General features: G+C 66.4%; 15 protein-coding genes and 1 pseudogene. 4 read left to right on the top strand and 12 right to left on the bottom strand.

From position 1 onward, the window contains the following. Positions 1 to 5: 5 nt before the first annotated feature. From Q0379_RS17235 to Q0379_RS17200, 8 genes are all read right to left on the bottom strand, one after another. A complete protein-coding gene (locus tag Q0379_RS17235) occupies positions 6 to 1,613 on the bottom strand; it encodes a TolC family outer membrane protein (RefSeq protein WP_299014376.1) in 1,608 nt (535 codons plus the stop codon). Between the two features lie 57 nt (positions 1,614 to 1,670). Beyond that, a complete protein-coding gene (locus tag Q0379_RS17230; RefSeq protein WP_299014272.1) occupies positions 1,671 to 2,708 on the bottom strand; it encodes a glycosyltransferase family 4 protein in 1,038 nt (345 codons plus the stop codon). A 10-nt stretch (positions 2,709 to 2,718) separates the two neighbouring features. Next, positions 2,719 to 3,756 (bottom strand): glycosyltransferase family 4 protein, encoded by a 1,038-nt coding sequence (locus tag Q0379_RS17225; RefSeq protein WP_299014269.1) that lies wholly within the window; start codon positions 3,754 to 3,756, stop codon positions 2,719 to 2,721. A 3-nt stretch (positions 3,757 to 3,759) separates the two neighbouring features. After that, positions 3,760 to 4,887 (bottom strand): DegT/DnrJ/EryC1/StrS family aminotransferase, encoded by a 1,128-nt coding sequence (locus Q0379_RS17220; RefSeq protein WP_299014266.1) that lies wholly within the window; start codon positions 4,885 to 4,887, stop codon positions 3,760 to 3,762. Further along, positions 4,884 to 5,516: a NeuD/PglB/VioB family sugar acetyltransferase gene (locus Q0379_RS17215; RefSeq protein WP_299014262.1), complete on the bottom strand. Its 633-nt coding sequence runs from the start codon at positions 5,514 to 5,516 to the stop codon at positions 4,884 to 4,886. The genes Q0379_RS17220 and Q0379_RS17215 overlap by 4 nt, the downstream gene beginning before the upstream one ends. 225 nt (positions 5,517 to 5,741) lie before the next feature. Further along, positions 5,742 to 7,049 carry an HlyD family type I secretion periplasmic adaptor subunit gene (locus Q0379_RS17210; RefSeq protein WP_299014259.1) on the bottom strand — a complete coding sequence of 436 codons (1,308 nt, stop codon included), beginning with the start codon at positions 7,047 to 7,049 and terminating at the stop codon, positions 5,742 to 5,744. 69 nt (positions 7,050 to 7,118) lie between these two features. After that, on the bottom strand, positions 7,119 to 8,849 hold the full coding sequence (locus Q0379_RS17205; RefSeq protein WP_299014372.1) for a type I secretion system permease/ATPase: 1,731 nt from the start codon (positions 8,847 to 8,849) through the stop codon (positions 7,119 to 7,121). Between the two features lie 258 nt (positions 8,850 to 9,107). Then, complete coding sequence (locus Q0379_RS17200; RefSeq protein WP_299014256.1) at positions 9,108 to 12,029, bottom strand: hypothetical protein; 2,922 nt, start codon at positions 12,027 to 12,029, stop codon at positions 9,108 to 9,110. Between the two features lie 256 nt (positions 12,030 to 12,285). Between Q0379_RS17200 and Q0379_RS17195 the strand changes: the two genes are divergently transcribed. The 4 genes from Q0379_RS17195 to Q0379_RS17180 all read left to right on the top strand — a co-directional run bounded on the left by Q0379_RS17195 (position 12,286) and on the right by Q0379_RS17180 (position 16,782). Then, positions 12,286 to 12,585 (top strand): helix-turn-helix transcriptional regulator, encoded by a 300-nt coding sequence (locus tag Q0379_RS17195; RefSeq protein ID WP_299014253.1) that lies wholly within the window; start codon positions 12,286 to 12,288, stop codon positions 12,583 to 12,585. Positions 12,586 to 12,653: 68 nt separating this feature from the next. Next, positions 12,654 to 14,189 carry a hypothetical protein gene (locus Q0379_RS17190; protein WP_299014250.1) on the top strand — a complete coding sequence of 512 codons (1,536 nt, stop codon included), beginning with the start codon at positions 12,654 to 12,656 and terminating at the stop codon, positions 14,187 to 14,189. 76 nt (positions 14,190 to 14,265) lie between these two features. Further along, a complete protein-coding gene (locus Q0379_RS17185; protein ID WP_299014247.1) occupies positions 14,266 to 15,468 on the top strand; it encodes an FkbM family methyltransferase in 1,203 nt (400 codons plus the stop codon). Positions 15,469 to 15,477: 9 nt separating this feature from the next. Beyond that, positions 15,478 to 16,782, top strand: a complete 1,305-nt coding sequence (locus Q0379_RS17180) for a glycosyltransferase family 4 protein (RefSeq protein WP_299014244.1) — start codon at positions 15,478 to 15,480, stop codon at positions 16,780 to 16,782. A 2-nt stretch (positions 16,783 to 16,784) separates the two neighbouring features. Here the strand turns inward: Q0379_RS17180 and Q0379_RS17175 are convergent, their stop codons facing one another. The 4 genes and pseudogenes from Q0379_RS17175 to Q0379_RS17160 form a co-directional block, all read right to left on the bottom strand. Continuing rightward, positions 16,785 to 18,284 carry a tryptophan halogenase family protein gene (locus tag Q0379_RS17175; RefSeq protein ID WP_299014241.1) on the bottom strand — a complete coding sequence of 500 codons (1,500 nt, stop codon included), beginning with the start codon at positions 18,282 to 18,284 and terminating at the stop codon, positions 16,785 to 16,787. 19 nt (positions 18,285 to 18,303) lie between these two features. Beyond that, the gene (locus tag Q0379_RS17170; RefSeq protein ID WP_299014369.1) at positions 18,304 to 19,410 is read right to left on the bottom strand and encodes a cupin-like domain-containing protein; all 1,107 of its coding nucleotides are present in this window, start codon (positions 19,408 to 19,410) and stop codon (positions 18,304 to 18,306) included. Further along, complete coding sequence (locus tag Q0379_RS17165) at positions 19,335 to 20,057, bottom strand: SapC family protein (RefSeq protein WP_066680465.1); 723 nt, start codon at positions 20,055 to 20,057, stop codon at positions 19,335 to 19,337. Before Q0379_RS17165 ends, Q0379_RS17170 begins: the two co-directional genes overlap by 76 nt. 99 nt (positions 20,058 to 20,156) lie before the next feature. Next, a pseudogene (locus Q0379_RS17160) lies at positions 20,157 to 22,109 on the bottom strand (TonB-dependent receptor); the annotation flags it as partial. Between the last annotated feature and the right edge of the window lie 104 nt (positions 22,110 to 22,213).

The following is a 22,213-nucleotide window of genomic DNA, read 5'->3' as shown; positions in this document are numbered from 1 at the left end:
CTGGGTCACTTCGGCGCGGTGGTCACCGGCGCGTCGCTGTCGCTCAGCGCCGGCAGGTCATTGATCGACGGCGGCGGCGCGACCTTGTCCGCGGCGACCGGCTTAGCCGGCAATTCGGAAGACGGCGGCCGGAGCGGCGTCGTGTCGCCGGCCTTGGGCTTCTTCGGCTCCAGCGGCAGCGCGATCTTGTCCAGGGTCTGGACGATCAGGTCGGTCGGCAGCACGCCCTTGTAGCGGACCTTCTTGAAATGGCGGGTCGGGTCGTAGGGCGCGACGCCCGGCGCCAGATTGCCAACCTCCAGCGTGCCGACCTGCGCCAGCAGCTGAACGCGGCCGACATACTCGTTGGCCCGGCCACGAACGAAACCGATCTGGGCGTTCTGGAGTTCGGCCTGGGCGTTCAGAACCTCGATGGTGCTGCGCAGAGCGAAGCGCTCTTCCTCCCGCACGCCGTAGAAGGCGACCGTGTTCGCCTTCATTTCCTCTTCCTGGCTGACCAGCGACTTCCGCGCGGCCACCAACTGGTCCCAGTATTGCGAGACGCTCAGCACCATGTTGCGGCGCGCGTCGTCGATCAGCAGCTTGTCGCGGTTGTTCTCCTCGATCGACTGGCGGACCTGGGAATTCAACTGGCCCGCCGAGAACAGGGGCTGGGTCAGGGTGATGCCGGCGTTGATCGTGTCGGTGCGGTTCTGGTGCTTAGCGCTGTAAGGCTGGTAAGGACCGTTGCGGTAGTCGGCGCGCGCTGAAACAGAGAATAGACGCTGAGCGCGCGCTTCGGCGACGCCTAGGCGGGAGGCCTTCTCGGTGAAGAGGGCCGCATTCAGGCTCGGGTTGGACTCTTCGGCTTGATTGAAAGCCTCGTCCAGCGTGGCGGGCAGGCCGTCGATGTCGGGCTCGGGCTCAAGGTTGTCTGGCAGATGGCCGACCAGCGACGCGTAGTTGGCGATGGTCACATTGAGCTGCGCCTGCGCGTTGGCCAACTGCGTCTGGGCCGAGGCCAGGCGCGCCTTGGCCTGCTGCACGTCGGTCAGGGTGACCTGACGAACGCTGTAACGGTCCTCGGTGTCCTGCAGCTGCTTGCGAAGGAAGGCCTCGCCGCCCTGGGCGATCCGAAGCACCTCGCGATCGCGACGCACCGATACGTAGGCGTTGGTCACACGGACCAGAAGATCCATCTCGATGCGACGAAGGTTCTCACGCGCGGCGTGGATTTGGGCTTCGACGCCCTTAAGACGAGCCGCGTAACGGCCGTTCGTGTAGAGCGCCTGACTGATCGAGAGATCGCTGGAAGGACCAATAGCGTCCTCATAGGGCGTGCTGGTCTGCCCGAACTGCGTCCGCGTCTGAGGCCCTTTGGCATAGCCATAGCCTTCCGAAAACTGAGCGCTCGCCTGCAGTCCGTATGCCGCGCGGGCCTGGGTGTAGTTCTCGTCCAGGGCGCGCATCGCGGCGCGCTGAGCCTGGATGTTGGGATTGCTCTGGTAAGCGGCGGTGATTGCGTCAGCCAGGGTTTCGGCGTGAGCGCGTTCGGCGCCGCCGGCCACGACCATGGCGACGGCCACGGCGATCACCGACGTTCGAACGGACAGGACTTTCGACAGCACTCGCATTTTCCAGACTTTCACGGCCCCCGCCGGAATGCGGCGGTTCAAGCCAATATTTGTGGCTTAATCAAGAAGACGACGCACTGTCGCCTCCCATGTGACATTCTTGTTGCGCCAGAGATCGCGCGCGGTCTCGCCGCGCGAGATGGCGCGTCCCCTGTCGGATGTTAGGCGATCCAGCGCCTCGGCCAAGGCCGCTGGCGTGGGATCAGCGACCGCGCCAGTGTCCTCGCTGACGATCTCCAGCAAGCCGCCGGAGTCCGTCACCGTCAGGACCGGCTTGCCCGCCGCGAAGGCCTCCATGGTCACATAGCCCACGCTGTCCTCATCGAACGGCAGATAGGCGCAGGCCAGGGCGTCGTTGGCCCAGCGGGCGATGTCCTCGCGCGGATGGAAGCCAAAGCGCAGATCGACCCGGTCCTTCAGGCCCAGATCCTCGACCAGACGGCGCAGACGGTCGGCATAGGCCTCGTTCTCCGGAGGACCAGCGATGATCAGGCTCGGCCCGTTCGGCAGCAGCGCCAGGGCCTCGATCAGCAGGTGCTGGCGCTTGCCCGCCGCCACCCGGCCGCCGGCGAAAACGTAGTCGCCATAGTCGCCGCCCGTGAACAGCTCGCCGTCGTTCAGCGGCGGATAGAGCACCTCGGAGGCGACGCCGTTGAATTTCATCAGCCGGTTCTGGGTGACCGGAGAGTTGCAGTAGATCCTGCGGCAATCGGCGAAGCAGGTGTTGTCCGCCGCGCGGATCGCCGCCTTCACCGATCGGCCCGTCTCGTCGAAATCCAGGTGGCTTTGGCCGGCTTCCGAGAGGTCATAGGCCTGGCGGAACTGGTGCAGCAGCCACAGCACCTTGTCATGGTGCGGGATCAGATAGGCGGGGAACTTCAGGCCGATGACGCGATCGACGTTGGGCAGGCGCAGCCCCCGGGCGATCAGCATCTCCTCGATCAGCCGCTCGGCGGGCTCCCAGGTGAACGGAACGCGCACCAGTTCGGACTGGACGCCGGGCGTGGCGTTCAGGCGGCGAACCAGATGGTCGGCCAGCTCCTCGGCGCCGCCGCGCTGGAACGGCGCGGCGTTGTTGACGACCAGAACCTTCATGCCGGCTTTCTCATGAGGTTAGGCGCTCCACGACCGTGCCCCAGTCGATCTTCATCTCGGTCAGGCGGTCCAGAGACGCCTGCCCCATCGTCGCGACGGCCTGACGGTCGGCGTGCAGGCGATCGAACTGCTGGGCCAGATCGCGCGGGTCCGGCTCGCTGATCAGGCCGTTGCGGCCGTGTTCGACCAGCTCCAGCACCCCGCCCGAGTCCGTGGTCGTGATGATCGCCTTGCGGGCGTGCGCGCCCTCCAGCGAGGGATAGCCGTAGCTATCCTCGTCCTTGGGCAGATAGGCGACGGCCAGGGCCGTCTTCAGCATGTCAGCCTTCTCGTCCTCGCTGATCCAGCGATCCTCAAGGATGACGCGATCCTGGAGCCCCAGGTCGCGGGTCATCTTGATCAGCTGCCGGCCGTATTCGGGGCTCGACGCCGTGCCCGCCAAGCGCAGTTTCACCGGCGTCTTCACGTATTGCATGGCCTCGATCATCAGGGCTTGGCGCTTGTGCGGCTCCAGGCGCGAGATCGCGACGATCTCGTCGCCGTAGCCCTCGTGCGTGAAGCGCTCGGGCTGATAGATCGGCGGATAGAGCGGCGTGGCGTCGAGACCATTGAACGCCTTCAAGCGGTCGGCCACGACCTGCGAGTTGGTGAACACCGCCCGGCTCTCGGCGATCGCGCGGGTGTCGAGGGCCCGCAGGTTGTCGCGGATGGCGCGATGCTCCGCATCGTCCGGCATGCCGCGATAGGGGGTGTCCCAAAGGTCGTAGAAGGTGCGGATATGGTGGATGAACCACAGCACCTTGTTCGGATGATCCACCACATAGGCCGGCGGCCGGAAGCAAATCACCCGATCGCACCACTGCGTCAGGTCCATCAGCCGCCAGGCGGCGATCTGGTGAAGGATCTCGTTCGGGTCGTCGGTGAACGGCAGGTAGAAGCGCTCGACCTGATGCCCCGCCTCGACGAGCTTTTCCTCCAGCCACTCGACGATGAAGCGCGCGCCGCCGTTGATGAACGGCACGATCGAGGACAAGAGGACAATGCGCATCGGCTAGACCAGCACCTGGTCGAGGGCCGCGACCACGCGATCGATGTCGGCTTCGGTGAGGCCGGCATGCGTGGGCAAATTCAGGCCGTCGGCGCCGCAGGCCTCGGCCTGCTTCAGATCATCCGTGGCCAGATGCGCGTAAGGCGGCATCACGTGCATCGGATAGAACACCGGACGGCTCTCGATCCCCAGGGCGTCGAGATCCTTGATCACCTGATCACGCGAGGTCGATAGCCCCTCGCCCAGGCGCACGGTGTACATCCAGAACACGTGGCGGCCCGTCGGCGCGACATAGGGCTTGATAACCCGGTTGCCGAGCCGCGAGAGCTTTTCGTCGTACCAGGCCACCACGCGTTGGCGGGCCGCGAGGTGCTCGTCGACGCGCTCCAGCTGGGCCAGGCCGATCGCGGCCTCGATATTGGTCATGCGGTAGTTGAAGCCGACGACCGGGAACCAGTAGCGGCGCGAAAGGTCCATGCCCTGCCCGCGCAGCAGCCGCATCCGGGCGGCCAGCTCATCGTCGTTCGTGGTGATCATCCCGCCCTCGCCAGTGGTGATGATCTTGTTGCCGAAGAAGCTGAACGTCGCGCAGTCGCCCAGCGAGCCGGACATCTTGCCGTGGTAGGTCCCGCCGACGGCTTCGGCGGCGTCCTCGACAACCTTCAGGCCGTGCTTTCGGGCGACCTCCAGGATCGGCTCCATGTCGCAGATCTGGCCGTACAGGTGTACGGGCATGATCGCCTTGGTGCGGGGCGTGACCAGGGCTTCCAGCTTGGCCGGGTCCAGGTTGAAGGTGCGCGGATCGTTGTCGATCAGCACGGGCGTCGCGCCGCAATAGGTCACGGCGTTGACCGAGGCGATGTAGGTCAGGCTAGGAACGATCACCTCGTCGCCCGGACCAATGCCCAGAGCGACCAGCGCCAGGTGCAGGGCGGTCGTGCCGTTGTTGCAGGCGATCGCGTGCTTGACGCCGCAATAGGCCGCGAAGCCCTTCTCGAACTCCGAGATGAAGCGGCCGACCGACGAGATCCACGTCGTATCCATGCACTCCAGAACGTATTCGCGCTCGCGTCCGTCCAGGCGCGGCGCGGCGACGGAGATGCGGGGCAAGCTGTTGGCCGGGCTGGTCATGACCGGTCTCCTTTGATCTTGGCGGGCGCGCCGATCGCCAGAACCGCATCCGGAAGATTCCGGACAACGACTCCGCCAGCGCCCACGACCGTGTCGGCGCCGATCGTCACGCCAGGGATAACGCGGACGCCCACGCCCAGGAACGCTCGGTCGCCGACATTCACTCCGCCGGCCAACGCAGAGGCCGGCGCCACATGGCAAGCGACGCCGAGCCGGCAATCATGGTCCACGACCGCGCCGGTGTTGATGATGGCCAAGTCGCCGACTTGGCTCTCGGCGTTCACGACGGCGCCGGCCATCACGGCCACGCCTTCGCCCAGCCGCGCGCTGGCTGAAATCACCGCCGAGGGGTGGATCGCATTGACCAAGCCAAAGCCCAGCTCCCGCGCCTTGCGTCCCAGCGTCTGCCGCAAGCGATTGTCCCCAACGGCCACGAAAAGCTTGGAGAAGCCTTGGGCGCGGAGCCCTTGGAGGGCGAGATCATCGCCCACCACCGGAACGCCCAACACCTCGCGCGGGGTCGGATCGGCGTCGACGATCACGGCGACGGTCTCGCCCGCCGCTCGGAGGCTCTCGATGACCACCTTGGCGTGGCCGCCGCCGCCGATGATGACGACACCCGCGGCCATCAGGACCCGACGCCTCGCGCGCCCGCCACCCGCCCCCTGGAGAGGCGACCGATGAGGCCGATGATCGATGCCGTCTTGGCCATGAGGGCTGCGCCGACTCCAGTAAGTACGAAAGTGTCTGACTACACCATTGGAGGCGGTTGGAAAGCGGCGCCGTCGAGAATTGCGCTCGAGACGCCGCCTTGCCGAAAAGCCTGGGAATTCAGGTGATTGGAATCCCCGCCCCTACTCCTCGCGCATGGTGGTGCGCAGCGTGTCGCGCAGCGGCGAGATCAGGTAGTCGAGCACGGTGCGGTTACGCGTCGGCACGATGACCTGGGCAGGCATGCCCGCGGTGACCTTGGCGCGCAGCGGCTTGGGCAGCTGCTTGATGTCCACGGTCACGATGCCGAGGAAGTAGGAGGTCTTGCCCTCGGGGTCCGAGAGGCGGTCGCGGGAGATCGACTCGATCTTGCCGTTCAGGATCGGGATCTCGCGCGAGTGGAACGCCGGCAGGCGCACCTCGGTGACCATGCCCGGATAGACGTTGTCGACATCGGTCGGTTGGAAGTGGGCCTGGATCACGAAAGCCTCGTCATCCGGGGCGATATCGACAAGCGGCTCGCCCGGACGAACAACCGCGCCCTCGGTGAAGAAGCGCAGGTTCTGCGCCACGCCATTAACCGGCGAGACGACCTTCACCCGCTTCAGGGCGTCGGAGGCCACAACCTCCTTCTCGGTCACCTCGGCCAGCTTTACACGCGTCTCGGTGATGCTCTGGCTGACCTGCTCGAAGAACTCCTGCTTGATCTGCCGGGCCTTGAGCTGGCTGTCAGCAATGCCTTGCACCGCCTTGGCGCGGTCGGCGGTGAGACGGCCGATCGAGCCGGACAGCGAAGCCTGCTCGCGCTCCAGGGCCAGCAGACGCGGCCGCGGCACCAGGCCCTTGTCGTAGATCTTGCGCAGATCCGACAGCTCGTCCTGGATGAAGCCCAGCTGGTCCTTCAGCCCCTGGGTCTGGCGGTCGATGCCCTCGATCTCGCTTTGGTACTGCTCACGCTGGCCGTTCACCAGCTCGATCTGGCCCTGGATGGTCTGGCGGCGTTCCTGGAACTGGACTTCCTCGTCGGCGATGGCGCGCGCGACCATCGGATCGGTCCGCTGGCTGGTCAGTTCAACCGGAAAGCTGATCGACGGGCGCTGATCGCGCTCGGCCAGCAGCCGGGCCTCGAGGGCCTTCAGCGCAACATATTGGTTCTTGGTGATGCCGGCGGCGGCGTTCGCCTGGGTCGGGTCCAGCTCGAACAGCACCTGCCCAGCCTTCACCTTCTCGCCCTCGCGAACGAGGATCTTGCGGAGCATGCCGCCTTCCAGGTGCTGGACGGTCTTGCGGTTGCCCTCGGCCGACACGACGCCGTTGGCGATCACCGAGGCGGCGATCGGCATGAAGGCCGCCACGACCAGACCCAGCAGCATCACGCCAATGATCGCGTAGCCCACCCGGGCCACGGTTTTATAGTTGTCCGTCGGACGTTGGATCTTCGGGGGCTTCATGCGGTTTCAGCCTGATAGGCGCACCCTGAGGCGGCCGTGAGAACAGTGTTGGGGTCGAGCGGCGCGGCGTCAGTGCGCGCTTTGGATCGGCGCGGGCTTGGGCGGCTGCGGTTGCGGCGGCGCCGCGCCGGTCAGCTTGGCCAGCATCACGTCCCGCTCACCGAAGTCGGCGATGACCCCCTGATTGATCACCATGATGTAGTCGGCCTGGGCCAGCAGGTTCACCTTGTGCGTGGCGAACACCACCGTGCGCTTGGCGGCCTTCAGCCGGTTCATGGCTTCCATCAGCGCCACCTCGCCGACCTGGTCGAGGCTGGCGTTCGGCTCGTCCAGCACCACCAGGGCGGGCGAGCGGAACACCGAGCGGGCCAGGGCCAGGCGCTGGCGCTGGCCGCCGGAGAGCGACGCGCCGCCCTCGCCGATCGGCGTGTCGTAACCCATCGGCAGAGCCTGGATCATCTCGTGAACGCCGGCCAGCGTGGCCGCGTCGATGACCTCCTGGGCCTCGAACTCGGTGAAGCGGGCGATGTTCTGGGCCACGGTGCCCGAGAACAGTTCGATGTCCTGCGGCAGGTAGCCGATGTGGCGGCCCAGCTTCTCAGGGTCCCACTGCTTGATGTCGTAGCCGTCGAGACGGATCACGCCGGCCGCGCAAGGCCACACCCCGACGATGCCGCGCAGCAGCGAGGACTTGCCCGCCGCGCTGGGCCCCACCAGGGCCACGGCCGTGCCCGCGTCGATGCGGAAGCTGGCCTGGCGCATCGTCGGCTGCTGGGCGCCGGGCGGCAGGATCGAGGCGGCCTCGGCCGACAGCACGCCGCGCGGCTCGGGCAGCGGCATGTGGTCGGAGGTGTCCTTCTCCTGGCGGAGCATGGTCTGGATGCGGTCCCAAGCGCTGCGGGCGCCCAGATAGGTCTTCCATTGGCCGACGGCGCCCTCGATCGGGGCCAGGGCGCGGCCGACCAGGATCGAGCCGGCGATCATCGAGCCGGGCGAGATCTTGCCTTCGATGGCGAGATAGGCCCCGCCGCCCAGGATCAGGGTCTGGACGATCTGGCGGAACACCTTGATGCCCGACATCACCGCGCCGCCGGAGTCGCTGGCCGCCGCCTGCCAGGCGATCTGCTCGTCGCGGCGTCCGCGCCAGCGCTCCTGCAGGCCGCCCCACATGCCCATGGCCTTCATGACCTCGGCGTTGCGCAGGGTCGAGCCGGCGTCGTTCTGCGCGGCGATCGAGGCCATGGTCGCCATCTGCAGCGGGTTCTTGGTCGCCCGGTCGTTCAGCACGGCCAGGCCGAAGATCACGAAGCAGCTGATGATCGCCAGGATCCCGAAATAGGGGTGCAGCATCCAGGAGACGATGATGAACACCGGCGTCCAGGGCGCGTCGCAGAAGGCGATCAGGCCGCCGGTCGCGAATTCGCGCACCTGGTCCATGTCGCGGAAGGCCTGTCCGCCCGGACCGCGTCGCGTCAGCGTCGAATCGAGCACCGATCGGAAGATCGGGTCACGCGCCACGCCGTCGAACTTCAGACCGCCGCGCACCAGAACCTGGGTGCGCAGCGCCTCGAGCAGGCCGTAGATGATGAACAGGAAGACGCACAGCACGGTCAACACCACCAGGGTGGACACGCTGCGGCTGGACAGGACGCGGTCATAGACCTGCAGCATGTACAACGGGCTGACCAGGGCCAGGATGTTGATGAAGAAGCTGAAGACCATGGCGGTGATCACCGCCGGCTTCATGACCTCGACCGCTTTATCGAGGATGGTGGGCTTCTCGCCGGAGCGGTTGAAGATCATCGGGAGCCTTCAGGACGCCGCGACGCAGGACGCGGCCGAACTACAGTAACAACTTAGGGCGCGTCTCGACCACGAAATTGTGGCGGAAAAGCAGCGACTGAGCCTTGCTCGCCTAAGACCATACCCAAGGTTGGGTCGCAAGAGTGATGTCGCCCTTCGACGCAAGCGACAAAGAAAACCGCCCCGGGAAGGTCCCCGGGGCGGCTCCTAGTTCAGGTCTTCATCGCGCTCGCCAAAGCGAGCGCTCCTTGCGGATTAGACGATGAAGAACTTATCCGTAGCGCCGTTCTCGACGAGGTTCGTCACGCCCGTGACGCCCGTGAGCTTCACGACGATGTCAGCGGCAGCGCCGGTTTGCTGGAAGACGTAGCTGTCACCCAGGTACTGGAAGACCACCGTCTCACCCACCGCGTTAGCGGCGTCGTTGGCGATCACCAGAGCGTCGGTCAGCGTACCCGGACCAGCGCCCGTGAACGTCAGAACGCCATTAGCGATGGTGCCGGTGGTCACGCCAGCGTTGGCATCCGCAACGGCGCCGCCCGTGAGGAACAGCGTGTCGGCGTCGGCGATCGCCGCGGCTTTAGCCGTAGCGTCACCAGGAGCGGTGCTGACCGACACGGCCAGGGCCTTCTCGAAGCCTTGAACCGCTTCGATGCCAGCTTGGGTCGAGGTGTTGGTCGCCGTAATGACGTCAACGCCCGTGCCAAGCTTGATCGTGCCAGCGTCCTTCAGGTCAGCCAGCGAAGCGGTCAGACCGCCGGTGGCGCCCGAAGCGTCGATCGTGGCCAGGGTGCTCGAACCGGTGACCGACAGGGTCAGGGCTTGCGTGCCGGTAACGGTCACGGTCGCCAGCTTGTCGGTGCCCGCGCCTTCGGTGATGTTCAGGACGTTGCGGGCGTTCGTGCCGCCCGAGACGACCGTCACAGCCGTAGCCGCTTGGGTGGCGAGAGCGATCGTCGAGACGTTGTCGGTCGCGGCGGCTTCGCCACCCTTCGCACCGGCCGCGGCCAGGTACGAGGTGTCGAACACGGCGTTGATCGAGGTCGCGGCGGTGGCCGAGATCGAGACTTGAGCGACGTCGTCACCAGCGACTTCGGTGGCCTGATCGGCGTCCAGAGTCACGGTCAGAGCGCCAGCGGTCTTTTGCGTCAGGCTCAGGGTGTTGGTCAGGCCCATGTCGCCCGTGGCGCGGAAGCCGACGCCAGTCGCGATGTTAGAAACCGTGACGTTAGCGCCCAGGTCGTCCGAACCCACCAGTTCCGTGACGGTGTTGTTGGTGTTCAGGATGTCCAGGTCCAGCGAGGTGGCCAGGCCCTTCACGTCATAGACGTCGAAGTTCTTGAACGCGCCAACGTTGGCGACGCCGACCAACGACAGCAGCAGGGTGTCGGAACCCGCGCCGGCGTCGATGGTGTCAGCCGAGGTGATGGCGACCGAAGCGGTGAAGGTGTCCGCACCATCGCCGAGGTCGACCTTCAGGGTCGTGCCGCGAGCGGTGACGTTGACCGTGTCGTTGCCAGCGCCGGTGTTGACCGTGGTCAGGCCGGTGCCGCTGGTGTTGACGGTGATCACGTCGTTGCCGGCGCCCGACTCAACCAGAGCGCTGACGGTTTCGTCAGCAGCCGTGGCGGTGTCGTCCTTCACGGTCGCCGTGGCGATCGTCAGGGTGTCCTTGGCGGCGCCGCCGGTGATCGTGCGGACGTCGGCGTCACCCACGAAGGTGATCGCGCCGGTGCTGCCCGACAGGTTGACCGACCGGACCTTGGTGGCCACGGCAGAAGCCGAGTCATCAACGGTCAGGGTGGTGGCGACGCTCGAAGCGACCGTGATCGAGGTGACTTCCTTGCCGACAGCGAAGGTCAGGTTGGTGTCGGCGATCGTGCCGTCGCTGTTCGCGTCAGCCACGGTGCCCGACAGGGTCACGCCAGCGAGAGCGTCCGAAGCGTTGCCGTCAACCACGACAGTGCTGGCTTCGGCGACGTTGCTGAGAGCGACCTTGGCCGAGGCGGCGGTAGCAGCGGTTTCAACAGTCAAGGTCGCAGCGGCGGCGAAGTCACGGAAACCGGCCGTCGTGGCGACGCCCAGGTTGGTGACAGTCGCGGCCTTGCCAACCTGCCAGAGCTGCTGCACGCCTTGATAAACCGAAGCGTTGGCCAGAGCAGCCACGCCGCCGGCGTCGTTGTTGTACAGATTGACGATTTCGACGTTCTTGACGGTCAGGTTGTTCGGCAGAGCGTCGTTCAGGTTGTCCGAGTCGTCGGTGTAGATGTTCAGCGTGTCAACGCCGCCACCGCCATCGATCGTGTCGAACGACGACAGCGTCGTGGCGTTGGCGCCAGCCGCGTCGATCGTCAGAGCGTTGATCGTGTCGTTGGCGTTACCGCCAGCGATCGTATCTTGGCCGGTCTTCAGGGTGTAGGTGGTGCCCACGGCGCCAGCGGCCGGGTAAGCCGTCAGGATGTTCACGCCAGCGGCGGCGTTGGTGCTCAGCGAGCCGTCCGACAGGTCGGAGATCATAGCGTTCGTGGCGGCAGCATAGAGACCGATGCCCGACGTGGTGGCGGCGTTCAGAACAGTGCCGACCAGGGCGGCCTTCACGGCCAGCTCAATGTCAGCAGCGGCGGTCAGGCCGGTGTTGGCCTTCACGAAAGCCGTCAGGTAGTCGATGTTGGCTTGACGGCTCAGGTAGGCAACGGCGGCGGCGACGTCCACGCCAGCGGCGGCGGCGGCGGCGTTACCGATGACCTTGTCATAGGCCGTGGCGACGACCTGAGCGTACGAAACGCCCGCGCCGTACGAGTTGGCGAACGAGGCGGCGCCTTCACCCGAACCGGTAGCCAGGTTGATGGCGAAGTTGATGAAACGGTTCTCTTGCGAGAACTTCGCGTAGGCGGCGTCGTTCAGGTCATTGGTGTTCGTGGTCGAGTTGACCAGGTAAGCCAGGCCTTCAGCCGACGGCGCGCGACCGGTGAAGAACTGATAGCTTTCGATGGCGACGGCGGTCGTCGGATTAACGAGCTTCAGGGTGCTGGCCAGAGCCTGGGCGTCCGTCAGGCTGCCGCCCGGCAGGGTCTGAGTCGCATAGGCGTCGAGCGCCAGGGTGGTGGCGGCGTCGGGCGCCTTGCCGAGGTTAGCGGCGGTGTAAAAATCCACCAGCTGTTGAGTCGTATAAGCCATCTGGCTTGTCTCCCAAAAAAATCCCACACCCCCTGCGACCGAACGGCGCGCATGGGAGCAGCGATGGCTATAGAGCAAACGTCATACGTCGACAATAGCTGAAATCACGCGGTACAGCATTTTTCTAACCGGTACAGCATTTTCATATGTCGCGTTCCTTGTACCTTGGCCGGAGAAGCGCTATATGGATCAAGGATTTTAGCGTCCGAGGTCGGAGCGACAGCGCTCCTCGCTTACGGGCGGAGGCTAGTATATAATGTACGGCAACCCTCAACGTCGCAGCGCCCCGGAGGTTCAAGACCTCCGTCGCGAAGGCGGCCGATGGCTGAAGGAAGCGCGAGAGGCCGCAGGCCTTTCACAGCGCCAGCTCGCGGCCAAGGTCGGCGCCGATTACTACACCTTTATTTCCCAGCTCGAGACGGGTCGCGGCCGCATCCCGCCGGATCGCTATCGCGACTGGGCTCGGGCGCTTAACGTTCCGGAAAGGACGTTCGTGCGGGAACTGATGCGGTTCTACGATCCTATTACGTACGAAATCCTGTTCAACGAAGAGTAGTTCGTCTAGCTTGACCTCGCCGGCGGGAAGCCGGCGCGACTCTTTCCGCGTGGGAACACTCCGCCAGCATGGCCGCGCAAGTCCTCTCGTTCTTCCAGCGCTCGCCGCGATACGCGCCCTCGCGGGTCGCCGACTGGACCCAGCAGGAGCTGGCAGAGTTCTATCGGGTCGAAGCGGCCCTGATCCGCGCGGGCATTCGCGTCGGCACCGATCGGGGCCTGAGCGACGAGAACGAGCCTTGGTTCGTGTTTTATCGCACCGATGATGGCGAAGTGGTCATTCACTTCGCGCGCATCGATGGCGAATATCTGATCGCCGGTCCCGCCTATGAAGAGATCGCGCGCGGCTTCGACTTCTCGTCGCTGGTGCGCAATATGGTCGCACGTCACCCGCTGATCCGTCGCTCGGATCGCGGCGACAATATCGCCGTCCACCCCGCCGCCTTGCTGGTCGCCGTGGTCGGCACCGCCTTCTTCAAGAGCGGCGAGGCCCGCGCGGCTGAGAGCGGCGCGGCCAACCCGCCAACGCACAAGCGCCCGGTGCTGCTGTCTTCCAGCTCCAGCGCGGCGGTTGCCGGCGCGCCCGCCGCCGCGCCGTCTGCGCAGCCGAACTACGACACCGCGCAACTTCCGGCCAACCAAGCTGTCTTGGTGCTGGCGGCCGCGTTGCTGGCGTCAGACTTCAAGCTTGAGAGCCCGAGCACGGACGCCTCGACCCGCTCTGCCTTGACCTCGGCCGCCAGCGCCCTTGACTTCACGGACGCGCCGGTGGCCGCCGCCCCCGCCTTGGGCGCGGCCGAGATCAGCGCCAATCATGCCCAAGCGGTGACCAACACGCCAACCCAGACTGTCTCGTCGGTGCTGTCGCTGGTCGCCTTGCTGTCGACCCTGCCGAGTTCGACCGATCAGTCCGCGACGGCGGATTCCAACTTGGGTGGCGGCGGCGGAAATGATGGAAACGGCGGCGACGGCGGTGGTCGCCACGACGGCGTCGGGTTCGCGCCGGCCGTCAACGACGTATCGAATTGGGCGTTGGAAGTTCGTTTGGGTTCTGGCGCGCTTCCAAATGTCGAGGCCATCCAGTTGGTGCGCGCCGCGATAGGCGACACGGCCGCCGCTCAGAAGATCTCCGTGATCGAGGTCTCCAAGCTGCCCAATATTCTGGCGGAGTTGATCGCCAAGGGCGACCACTTCGCGGTGACGCCGGCTCAGGCCTCGGCGCACGTCGATTCGGTCGCGCCGTCGCCGCACGCGACCGCCCCGGATGTCGCCCCGGGTCAGACCCCGCTCTCCCCGATCGCCGCGACGCCTCCGGCCACGGGAGCGACAACGCCTTCGGACGGCGCAATCACCACGCCTGTGGCTGAACAGCCCCACTTCGCTTCTCCTGACCTCGTCAAGCAGTTCATCGACTTCTTCGTGGCCCATACCAGCGGCACCGAGATCATGCAGAAGGGCCACGAGATCGTGATGTTCGACTCGCGCGTCCTGCATGACGTGGGCTCGATCCAGCTGCTGCACTCGGTGACCTTCCATTTTGACGATGGCGGCGTAATCAGCTTGGTCGGTGACCATAGCGCTTTCCTTGACGTATCTTGGGCCTAGACGGCCCCTTCAACGAGACGTCGTAGATTCGCGTAGAGGACGGGACGTCGCAGGGCGGCCACCGGGAAGGATTCACTTGAGGCCCGCACGTCTGGACTTGGCGATCCGTTCCGCCATGAGCGACTCATCTTCCCCGCCCGTTGCGCCTGAGCCAGAGCCGGCGCCCAGCATCCCGCCGCGCCGGCGGTTCGGCTTCGCGCGTCGGCTGGTCGGGCCCGTGCTGGCGCCGGTCGCCAGCTATGTCCGACGGTACCTGCAGGCCAGCGTGGAGCACGAGCTGCGCGAGACGCGCGGCCATCTGCACGCCGTGTCGGCGGATCTGCAGGCGGTCCAGCACCGCCTGGACCTCAGCCTCCAGCAGAACGAGCGCCTCGCCGGCGCCCTGGCGCGGCTGGAGGCGCGGATGGCGCAGAGCGGCGAGGCTCTGGACGCCCTGCCCGGCCTGTTCGGTCCGCGCTTCGACGAGCTCGAGATCAAGCTGCGGCCGCTGATCCACTATGACGAGGAGTCCGTGGCCATCCGCATGCGCGAAGGCTACGTGCTGGCGCCGCGCGCCCTGCCGACCTTCGTGACCATGCTGGCCAACGCCACCAGCAAGGGCCTGGAGCCCGGCACCGGCGACGTGCTCCGGCGTCTGGTGCTTCCTGGCATGTCCGTGGCCGACGTCGGCGCCAATATCGGCCTGCTGACGCTGGTCATGGCCCGCGCCGCCGGTCCCGAGGGCAAGGTGATCGCCTTCGAACCCGAGGCCACGCCCCGTGCCAACCTCGAAAAGATGAAGCATCTCAACGGCCTGTCCTGGGTCGAGGTGCGCGACCAGGCCGTTGGCGAGAAGGCGGGACGCCTGACCTTCCACGTCAGCGACATCATCGGCCATAGCTCGCTCTACGCCCTGCCCGAGGCCGAAGAGGCGCGCACCGTCGAGGTCGAGGTGGTGCGCCTGGACGACGTGGCGCCGGGCCAGCGCCTGGACGTCGTCAAGATCGACGTCGAGGGCGCGGAGCTGGACGTGCTGGCCGGCATGAAAGGCGTGATCGCCAAGAACCCGGATCTGGCCATTCTCGCTGAGTTCGGTCCCGAGCACCTGAGGCGCGTGGGCCAGACGCCAGCGCAGTGGTTCAAGGCCTTCGCCGACGCGGGCTTCAAGCCCTATCTGATCGACGAGACCACCGGCGCCTGCGCGCCGACCGACGCCAAGGCGGCCGCCAAGCTCGTTTCCGCCAACATCGCCTTCGTGCGGCCCGGCGGCGACGCCGAGCGCCGGCTTTTGCAGCGCTAGGCCCTGGCGATGAAGATCTGCTGGGTCACGCCTTTCGTGCTGCGCTCGTCCATAGGCCGAGTTAGCGCCGCCGTCACCGCCGCCCTCGCCGCGCGGGGCCATGCGGTCGAGATCCTGCGCTGCGAGGATGTCGAGGACCCGTCCGAACCGCTGCATCCCAGCCCCCTGCCCGTCCGTCACTGGCGCACGATCGACCTCACGCGACTTCGGAACGACTTCGACGTCGTCATCGTCAATATCGGCGACAACTATCCCTTCCATGCAGGGGCTCTGGCGATCCTGGACGCCGCACCGTGCCTGGGGATTTTCCACGACTTCTACATCTGCAACCTGTTCTCGGGCTGGCTGCACCACAACGGGCTGGACTATCGCCGGCACGACGCCGAGATCGTCGCCACCTATGGTCCTGAGGCCGAGGCGAACGCCGTCGCGGTGCGCTCTGGCCAGATGCTCGACATGGGCGAGATCGCCGCCAAGCTGCCGATGACCGAGTGGCTGGCCCGACGCTGCGAGGCCGCCCTCGCCCACGCCCGCTTCTACGCCCCGCGCCTGGAGGCCGCCTGCGCCGGCCCGGTGGCGGTGACCCCGCTGTGCTGCCCGGATCGGGAGACGCCGCCGGGACCGCCGAAGGTCAAGGACCACCTGACCATCACCACGGTCGGCGTCATGAACCCCAACAAGCGCGTCGCCGACGTGATCCGCGCCATCGGCGGCTCGGACGCGCTAAGGGCCTGCGTCTACCGCCTGGTTGGCCCGATCTCGGATGACGAGCGCGCCCGGCTCGAGGCGGTCGCGGCGGAAGTCGGCTTCGACAACCTCGTCATCGACGGCGCCGTCGACGACGAGACGCTGGATCAGCGTCTCGACGAGGCCGACATCATCTGCGCCCTTCGCAAACCCGTCCTGGAAGGCGCCTCTGGCTCGGCCTGCGAGGGCATGCTCAGCGGCCGCCCCACCGTCGTGGCGCGCGCCGGCTTCTATGGCGAACTACCAGACGACCTGGTGTTCAAGGTCGATGGTGAAATCGTCGTGGACGAAATCCGCGGGGTGCTGGAGCGCCTGGCCGGCGACGCGGCCCTGCGGCGAAATACCGGCGACGCCGCCCGAGCCTGGGCTCTGGAGGCGCTGAACGCCGAGCGCTACGCCCAGGCCGTTGAAAACCTGGCCCAGGCCCAGATCACCAGCCGACCGCTGCTGGCCATCGGCGAACGGATCGGCCACGAGCTGCGCGGCTTTGGGCTGCCGCCCAGCGATCCTTCGACCGCCCGCATCGGCGCGACGCTTCAGAAGCTGTTCGCGCCGATCGACAGCTGAGTTTACGCGCTCTTGCTGACCGGCGGCGCGCAGTAGGCGTCGAGGAACGCCTGGTGCTGCGGCAGTCGGCTGAGCGTGCCGGCGATGTTGCGCTTCAGATCGTCCAGGGCCTGTCTCAGCTGCTGCGGCGGCATCAGGCGGCCCATGGCGTGGAAGCTCTTCGGCTCGACCCGTTGCCCCAGCAGCACCTGTAGCCAGGAGTCGACCTGGAACAGCTCGCCCGGGGCCTGGTAGACCTGGGCGCTCTCCCGGAACAGCTCGATCCGCTGGCCCAGGCTGTCGGGGATGTCCATCTCGCGCACGCGGTCCCAGAACGGGCTGTCGGTCCGTTCGGTGGCCTTGTAGTGCAGGATGATGAAGTCGCGGATCTTCTCCAGCTCGTCATCGGCCATCCGGTTGTAACGATCGATCACCGATTGGCTGATCCCTCCGAACGGGAACAGCTGCATAAGCCGGGTCACGCCGACCATGATCAGGTGGATCGAGGTCGACTCCAGCGGCTCGACGAAGCCGCTGGAAAGCCCCAGGGCCACGACGTTCTTATCCCAGGTCTTGCGGCGGCGGCCCGTGCGGTAACGGATCAGGCGCGGCGGGATCAGGGTCTCGCCGTCGATCTCGTTCTGCAGCAGGGCCAGGGCCTCGTCGTCGGACATGAATTCGTTGCAGTAGACAAGGCCGTTGCCGACCCGGTGCTGCAGCGGGATCTTCCAGCGCCAGCCGGCGTGGTGGGCGATGGCGCGGGTATAGGGCTTGGCCGGTTCGGTCGAACGCGTTTGCACCGCCAGGGCGCTATTGGTCGGCAGCCAATGGCCCCAGTCCTCGTAGCCCGCCTTCAGGGTCTGCTCGATCAGCAGTCCGCGGAAGCCGGTGCAGTCGATGAAGAGGTCGCCCTCCACGACCTGGCCCGACTCCATGACCAGCGCCTCGACCGAGCCGTCGGTCGCGCTCTGGCGGACGCTGGCGATCTTGCCCTCGACCCGCTTGACCCCATCGGCCTCGGCCATGCGCCGCAGGAACTGGCCGTAAAGGCCGGCGTCCAGATGATAGGCGTAGTTCAGCGGACCATTTTCACCGGTGAAGAACCGCTCGTCCTCGGCCGCCTTCAGCTCCAGGCAGTAGTCGCCGAGGTCGCCCCCGAAGCCCTGAGCCCTGGCCTGCATCCAGAAGTGATGGAAGCCGCCCATCCAGGTGGATTTCCCGACCTGGCCGAACGAGTGAATGTAGCGATCGCCGATCTCGCCCCAGTTCTCGAACGAGATGCCCAGCTTGAAGGTCGACTGGGTCGCCCGCATGAACTCGGCTTCGTCGATGCCCAGCAGGGCGTTGAAGGTGCGGGCCGTGGGGATGGTCGACTCCCCTACCCCGACCGTGCCGATGTCCTCGGACTCGACCAGGGTGATGTCCAGCAGCGGGCCGAGCTGTCGCACGAGCGCCGCGGCGGCGGTCCAACCGGCCGTGCCGCCGCCCGCGATCACCACCTTGCGGATCGTCTGCTGGGTCATGGCGTCACTCCCTTTGGTCTTATCGGTTCAGCCGGTCCAGCAGCTGCGCGCGCAGCCGACGGGCGGTCATGGCGTCCATCGGTCCCAGCGGCCCACGCGCGCCTTCCGGCAAATGCGCGCCGGCCCGCTCGGCGGGACCGAAAATGTAGTAGTCAAACATGGTCTTCCAGGCCTGCTTCTCGAAGTCCGGCCGGTCCCGAAGGCTCAGCAGGCCGTGCAGCAAGGTGTTCATCGGCGTGTCGGCATGGACCGGCGCGGTGTTCCACCAGTAGTTCATCAGGACGTTGAACGGCTCTAGCGCCTCGACCTGGTGCCACCACAGCGCGGGATAGACCAGCACGTCGCCAGGCTCCATCTCGGCCACCTGCGCCGTCTTCAGGGCCTCGCGGAAGCCTGGGTGGACGTCGAAGTCGGGGTTCTCGAAATCGACCATGCTGACCACCTGGCCGCCAGGCGTCGGCTCCAGCGGGCCGGGATAGAGGTTGGCGACCTGGTCGGGCGGGAACAGGGTGAAGCGTCGCCGGCCCGCGGCGCAGACGGCGATGTTGTTGGACATGTCCCAATGGGCGGCGGCGGTCGTGCGGTTGCCGATCCAGATGCCCGCCATGGGCGGCTGGTCGCCGTAGACCTCGGCCCCCAAAGCCAGATCGTTCTCGGCCTTCAGGCTTGGGAAATAGGCGTCGAGGTCGGCTGAACCGACATAGACGGCCGGCGCGTCATTGAGCTCCTCGACCGCTTCGAGCCGGCTCAGGAAGGTCTCGAGCGGCGCGCGCTCGGCCTTGAAGTTCACCGCCGTGCAGGTCTCGTCATAGAAAAACCGACCGCGAACCTCCGGGGCGGCGGAATAGCCGACGACTCGTCCGCCCAGGTCGTGGGCGCGGATGTAGTCGCGGGCCGCTTGGCTGGATTCGAGGCCTTTACGCACTAACGGCCAGTCGCGGACCAAGCCCTTGAACAGCATCGGGGTCTGGCCGGCCAGAATGGCGCCGAACGGGATGTCCGCCGGCGTGGCGACGGCGGCCTCCAGCGTGCGGCGGGCCGTCAGGGCGCTCATGCCAGTCGGGCCTGGCGCCGCGCCTTGCGCGCGATCAGGTCCTCGACATTGCCCATGGAGGCGATGATCCAGTGGGCGGCGCGCAGCAGGCCCGACTGGTGCAGCTTCTCGAGGTTCTCGCCTGTGACCGCCGCCAGCCGATCGGGCGCGATGGTGAAGACGTCGGGCAGGTCGTAGCTGGTCCCGTCGTCCAGCTTGATCTCGACGTCGATCGGCTCGATCAGGCCCAGTTCGTCGTAGAAGGCGAACATCGGCCCGGCGATCTCCAAGCCGTCGTGGATCTGACCCAGGGTGCGGCTGACGCCTTGCAGATAGGGTGAGTTGCCGCCGGCGGGCAGGAACACGCGCTCGCCTTCGTCGCGGCTGACGCGCGGGTGATCGAGGTCGACATGGATCATCGGGCGCGGCGCGTCGCCCAGAGCGTCGCGCTGCAGGGCGATGGAGAACGGGCCGCGCCGCTGCACCGCCGGGACGTAGCGGGCGTTCCAGCCGGTCTCGTCGAGGAAGAGGTTCTCGTCGCGATCCAGCCCCAGCAGGACAACGGCCTGATAACCGCCGGCGTCGTCCTTGCGGATCAGGATCGGATATTCGCGTTGGGCCGCCTCGAACTCGGTGGGCAGAATTAGAGCCTGGTTGATCGCGTCGCCGAAGGCCGCGCCATGGCCGGCGATCACCCGCAGATCGGCGTGATCGACATTGTTCAGAAGCACTCGGTTCATCGGGGCCGCACTCACGCTGTCATACGCGCACTTCAAAGGAAGAAAGGGGCCGCCGCAAGCGCGGCGGCCCCTCCTTAGACTTCTAAGAGACTTCCAGTCTTAGAAGCGGTAGCGAGCGCCGAGCAGGAAGCGGCGGTCCAGCTCTTGAGCGAACCACAGCTGGTTCGGATCGCGAGCGTAGGTGCGCACGTGCTCCTTGGTCAGGTTGATGCCTTCGAACGAGACCGCCAGCTTCGGCGTGATGTCGTAGCTGATGTTGAAGTCGATCTGCGTGAAGGGCGCGACATAGACCGGGTTCCGCGAACCACCGCGGTTGGTGGCTTGCAGGAACTTGTCGCGCCAGTTGTAGGTCAGACGCGCCGAGATGCCGTTCTTGTCGTAGATCAGCGTGGCGTTGGCCGTATCCGACAGACCCAGCAGAGCGAACTGGTCTTGCGACGGGCTCGCGCCGTTGTCGAACTCGACATCGCCGCGCACCATCGTATAGGCGCCCGAGATGCCGATGCCGGTGTCGCCGAAGAAGTGCTGAGCCGCGATTTCGAAACCGTGGATCTTGCCGGTCCGGTTGTTGATCGGCTTGGACACCTGGAAGTTCATCAGCGGATCGGTGCTGTTCGGCGAGATATCCACCGCCGCCAGAATCTGGTCGACGAAGGCCTGGTTCAGGTCGCCGCCAGCGCCGCGGTTGGCCTGGAATTGAGCCTGGGCCGCCGCCGAGGAGCCGGTGGTCTGCAGCAGGGCGGTCATCGTGAACAGGTTGACGTCGGTCTGATCGGCGCCGATGGCCGTCAGCAGCGCCTTGGCCGTACCCGAACGGGTGCCGTCCGCGCCGGAGCTGACGTCACGCAGACCGAACAGGTTCTGGGTGAAGGTGCCGGTGCCGACGAAGTTGTTCACGCGCTTCTCGAAGAAGCCCGCCGAAACGAAGCTGCTGGGCTTGTAGTACCACTCCAGCGAGACGTCGAAGTTGTCCGAGATCAGCGGCTCCAGGTCCGGGTTGCCGCTGGTGCCCAGCGGGATGGCCCCGTTGGAGACCGGACGGTTCGGCGTGCCGACCGTCTGGGCGGCGAACAGGTTGCCGTAGTCCGGACGGGCGATGGTGCGGCTGAACGAGAAGCGGCCGATCAGGTCGTCACGGATGTCGACGCTGAAGTCCAGGGCCGGCAGCAGGTTGTTGTACTTGCCCTTGCCCGACAGCGGCGAATAGGTGCTGGCGGTGTCGAGGCGGAAGTCGTTGTCGGCGGTCCAGACGATGGCGCTGGGGGTCCGGATGAGCGAGGTCGACGTCACGTCGGTGCGCTCGTAACGGACGCCGGTGACCAGGGTCGCGGGACGACCGGCCAGTTCCGACTTCCAGGTGACCTGGGCGTAGCCGGCCAGGATGTCTTCGTCGACCTGGTTGCGGGCTTGGCCGGTGATGCCGACCGCGTTGCCGCGAGCGACGTACGGCGCCGACATGGCGTTGTAGAGGTCGATCGCATTGGCGCGGAACGAGACGAGGCCCGCGCCGCTCTGCTGCAGATCAAAGTCGTTGAACTGGCAGGCCATGCAGAAGGCCTTGACCAGGTTGCCGGCGTACTGCTGGACGTCGCGCGGGTTCGAGATACCCCAGCTGCCCAGGTCCTGCTGGGTCGAGCTGGACGCCTGGACCATCTTCGAGGTGCGGTAGTTGAAACCGGCGTCGAAGCGGCTGCCGTTGTCGTCCAGGTCCCAGGTCAGGTCGCCCCGGATTTCCTTGACTTCGTGCTTCTGGCTGTTGGTCCAGGTGCGCGCCACCTGGCTGCCCAGGTCGCCGACATCCATCACGCCATTGCCGTTGCCGCGCGGGGCCGCGTCGTTGATCGTGATCTTCTGGACCGGAACCGTGCCGCTGTAGTCGACCGAGTGCGACGAGACGATCGGCGCGCCGATCGACACGGTGGTCGAGCTGGTGCCGTTCGGCGAGTCCGGACCGGAGTCGGCCTTCGAGATGTGGCCGTCCAGACGGACGCGGACGCGGTCGGACAGGTCCCACTCGGCGTTCAGGCCGTAGGACTTCAGGGTGTCTTCGTTGACCTTGCCCCCAACCTTGGACCAGGTCGGGCCGGGATTTCTCGCCGGTCTGACCTTGCCCCCAACCTTGGACCAGGTCGGGCCGGGATTTCTCGCCGGTCAGG

It is taken from the genome of uncultured Caulobacter sp. (assembly GCF_937900395.1).
Taxonomy (GTDB): Bacteria; Pseudomonadota; Alphaproteobacteria; order Caulobacterales; family Caulobacteraceae; genus Caulobacter.
Note: the sequence above shows the minus strand (reverse complement) of the source record. Positions and strands in the feature narration are given on the sequence as shown.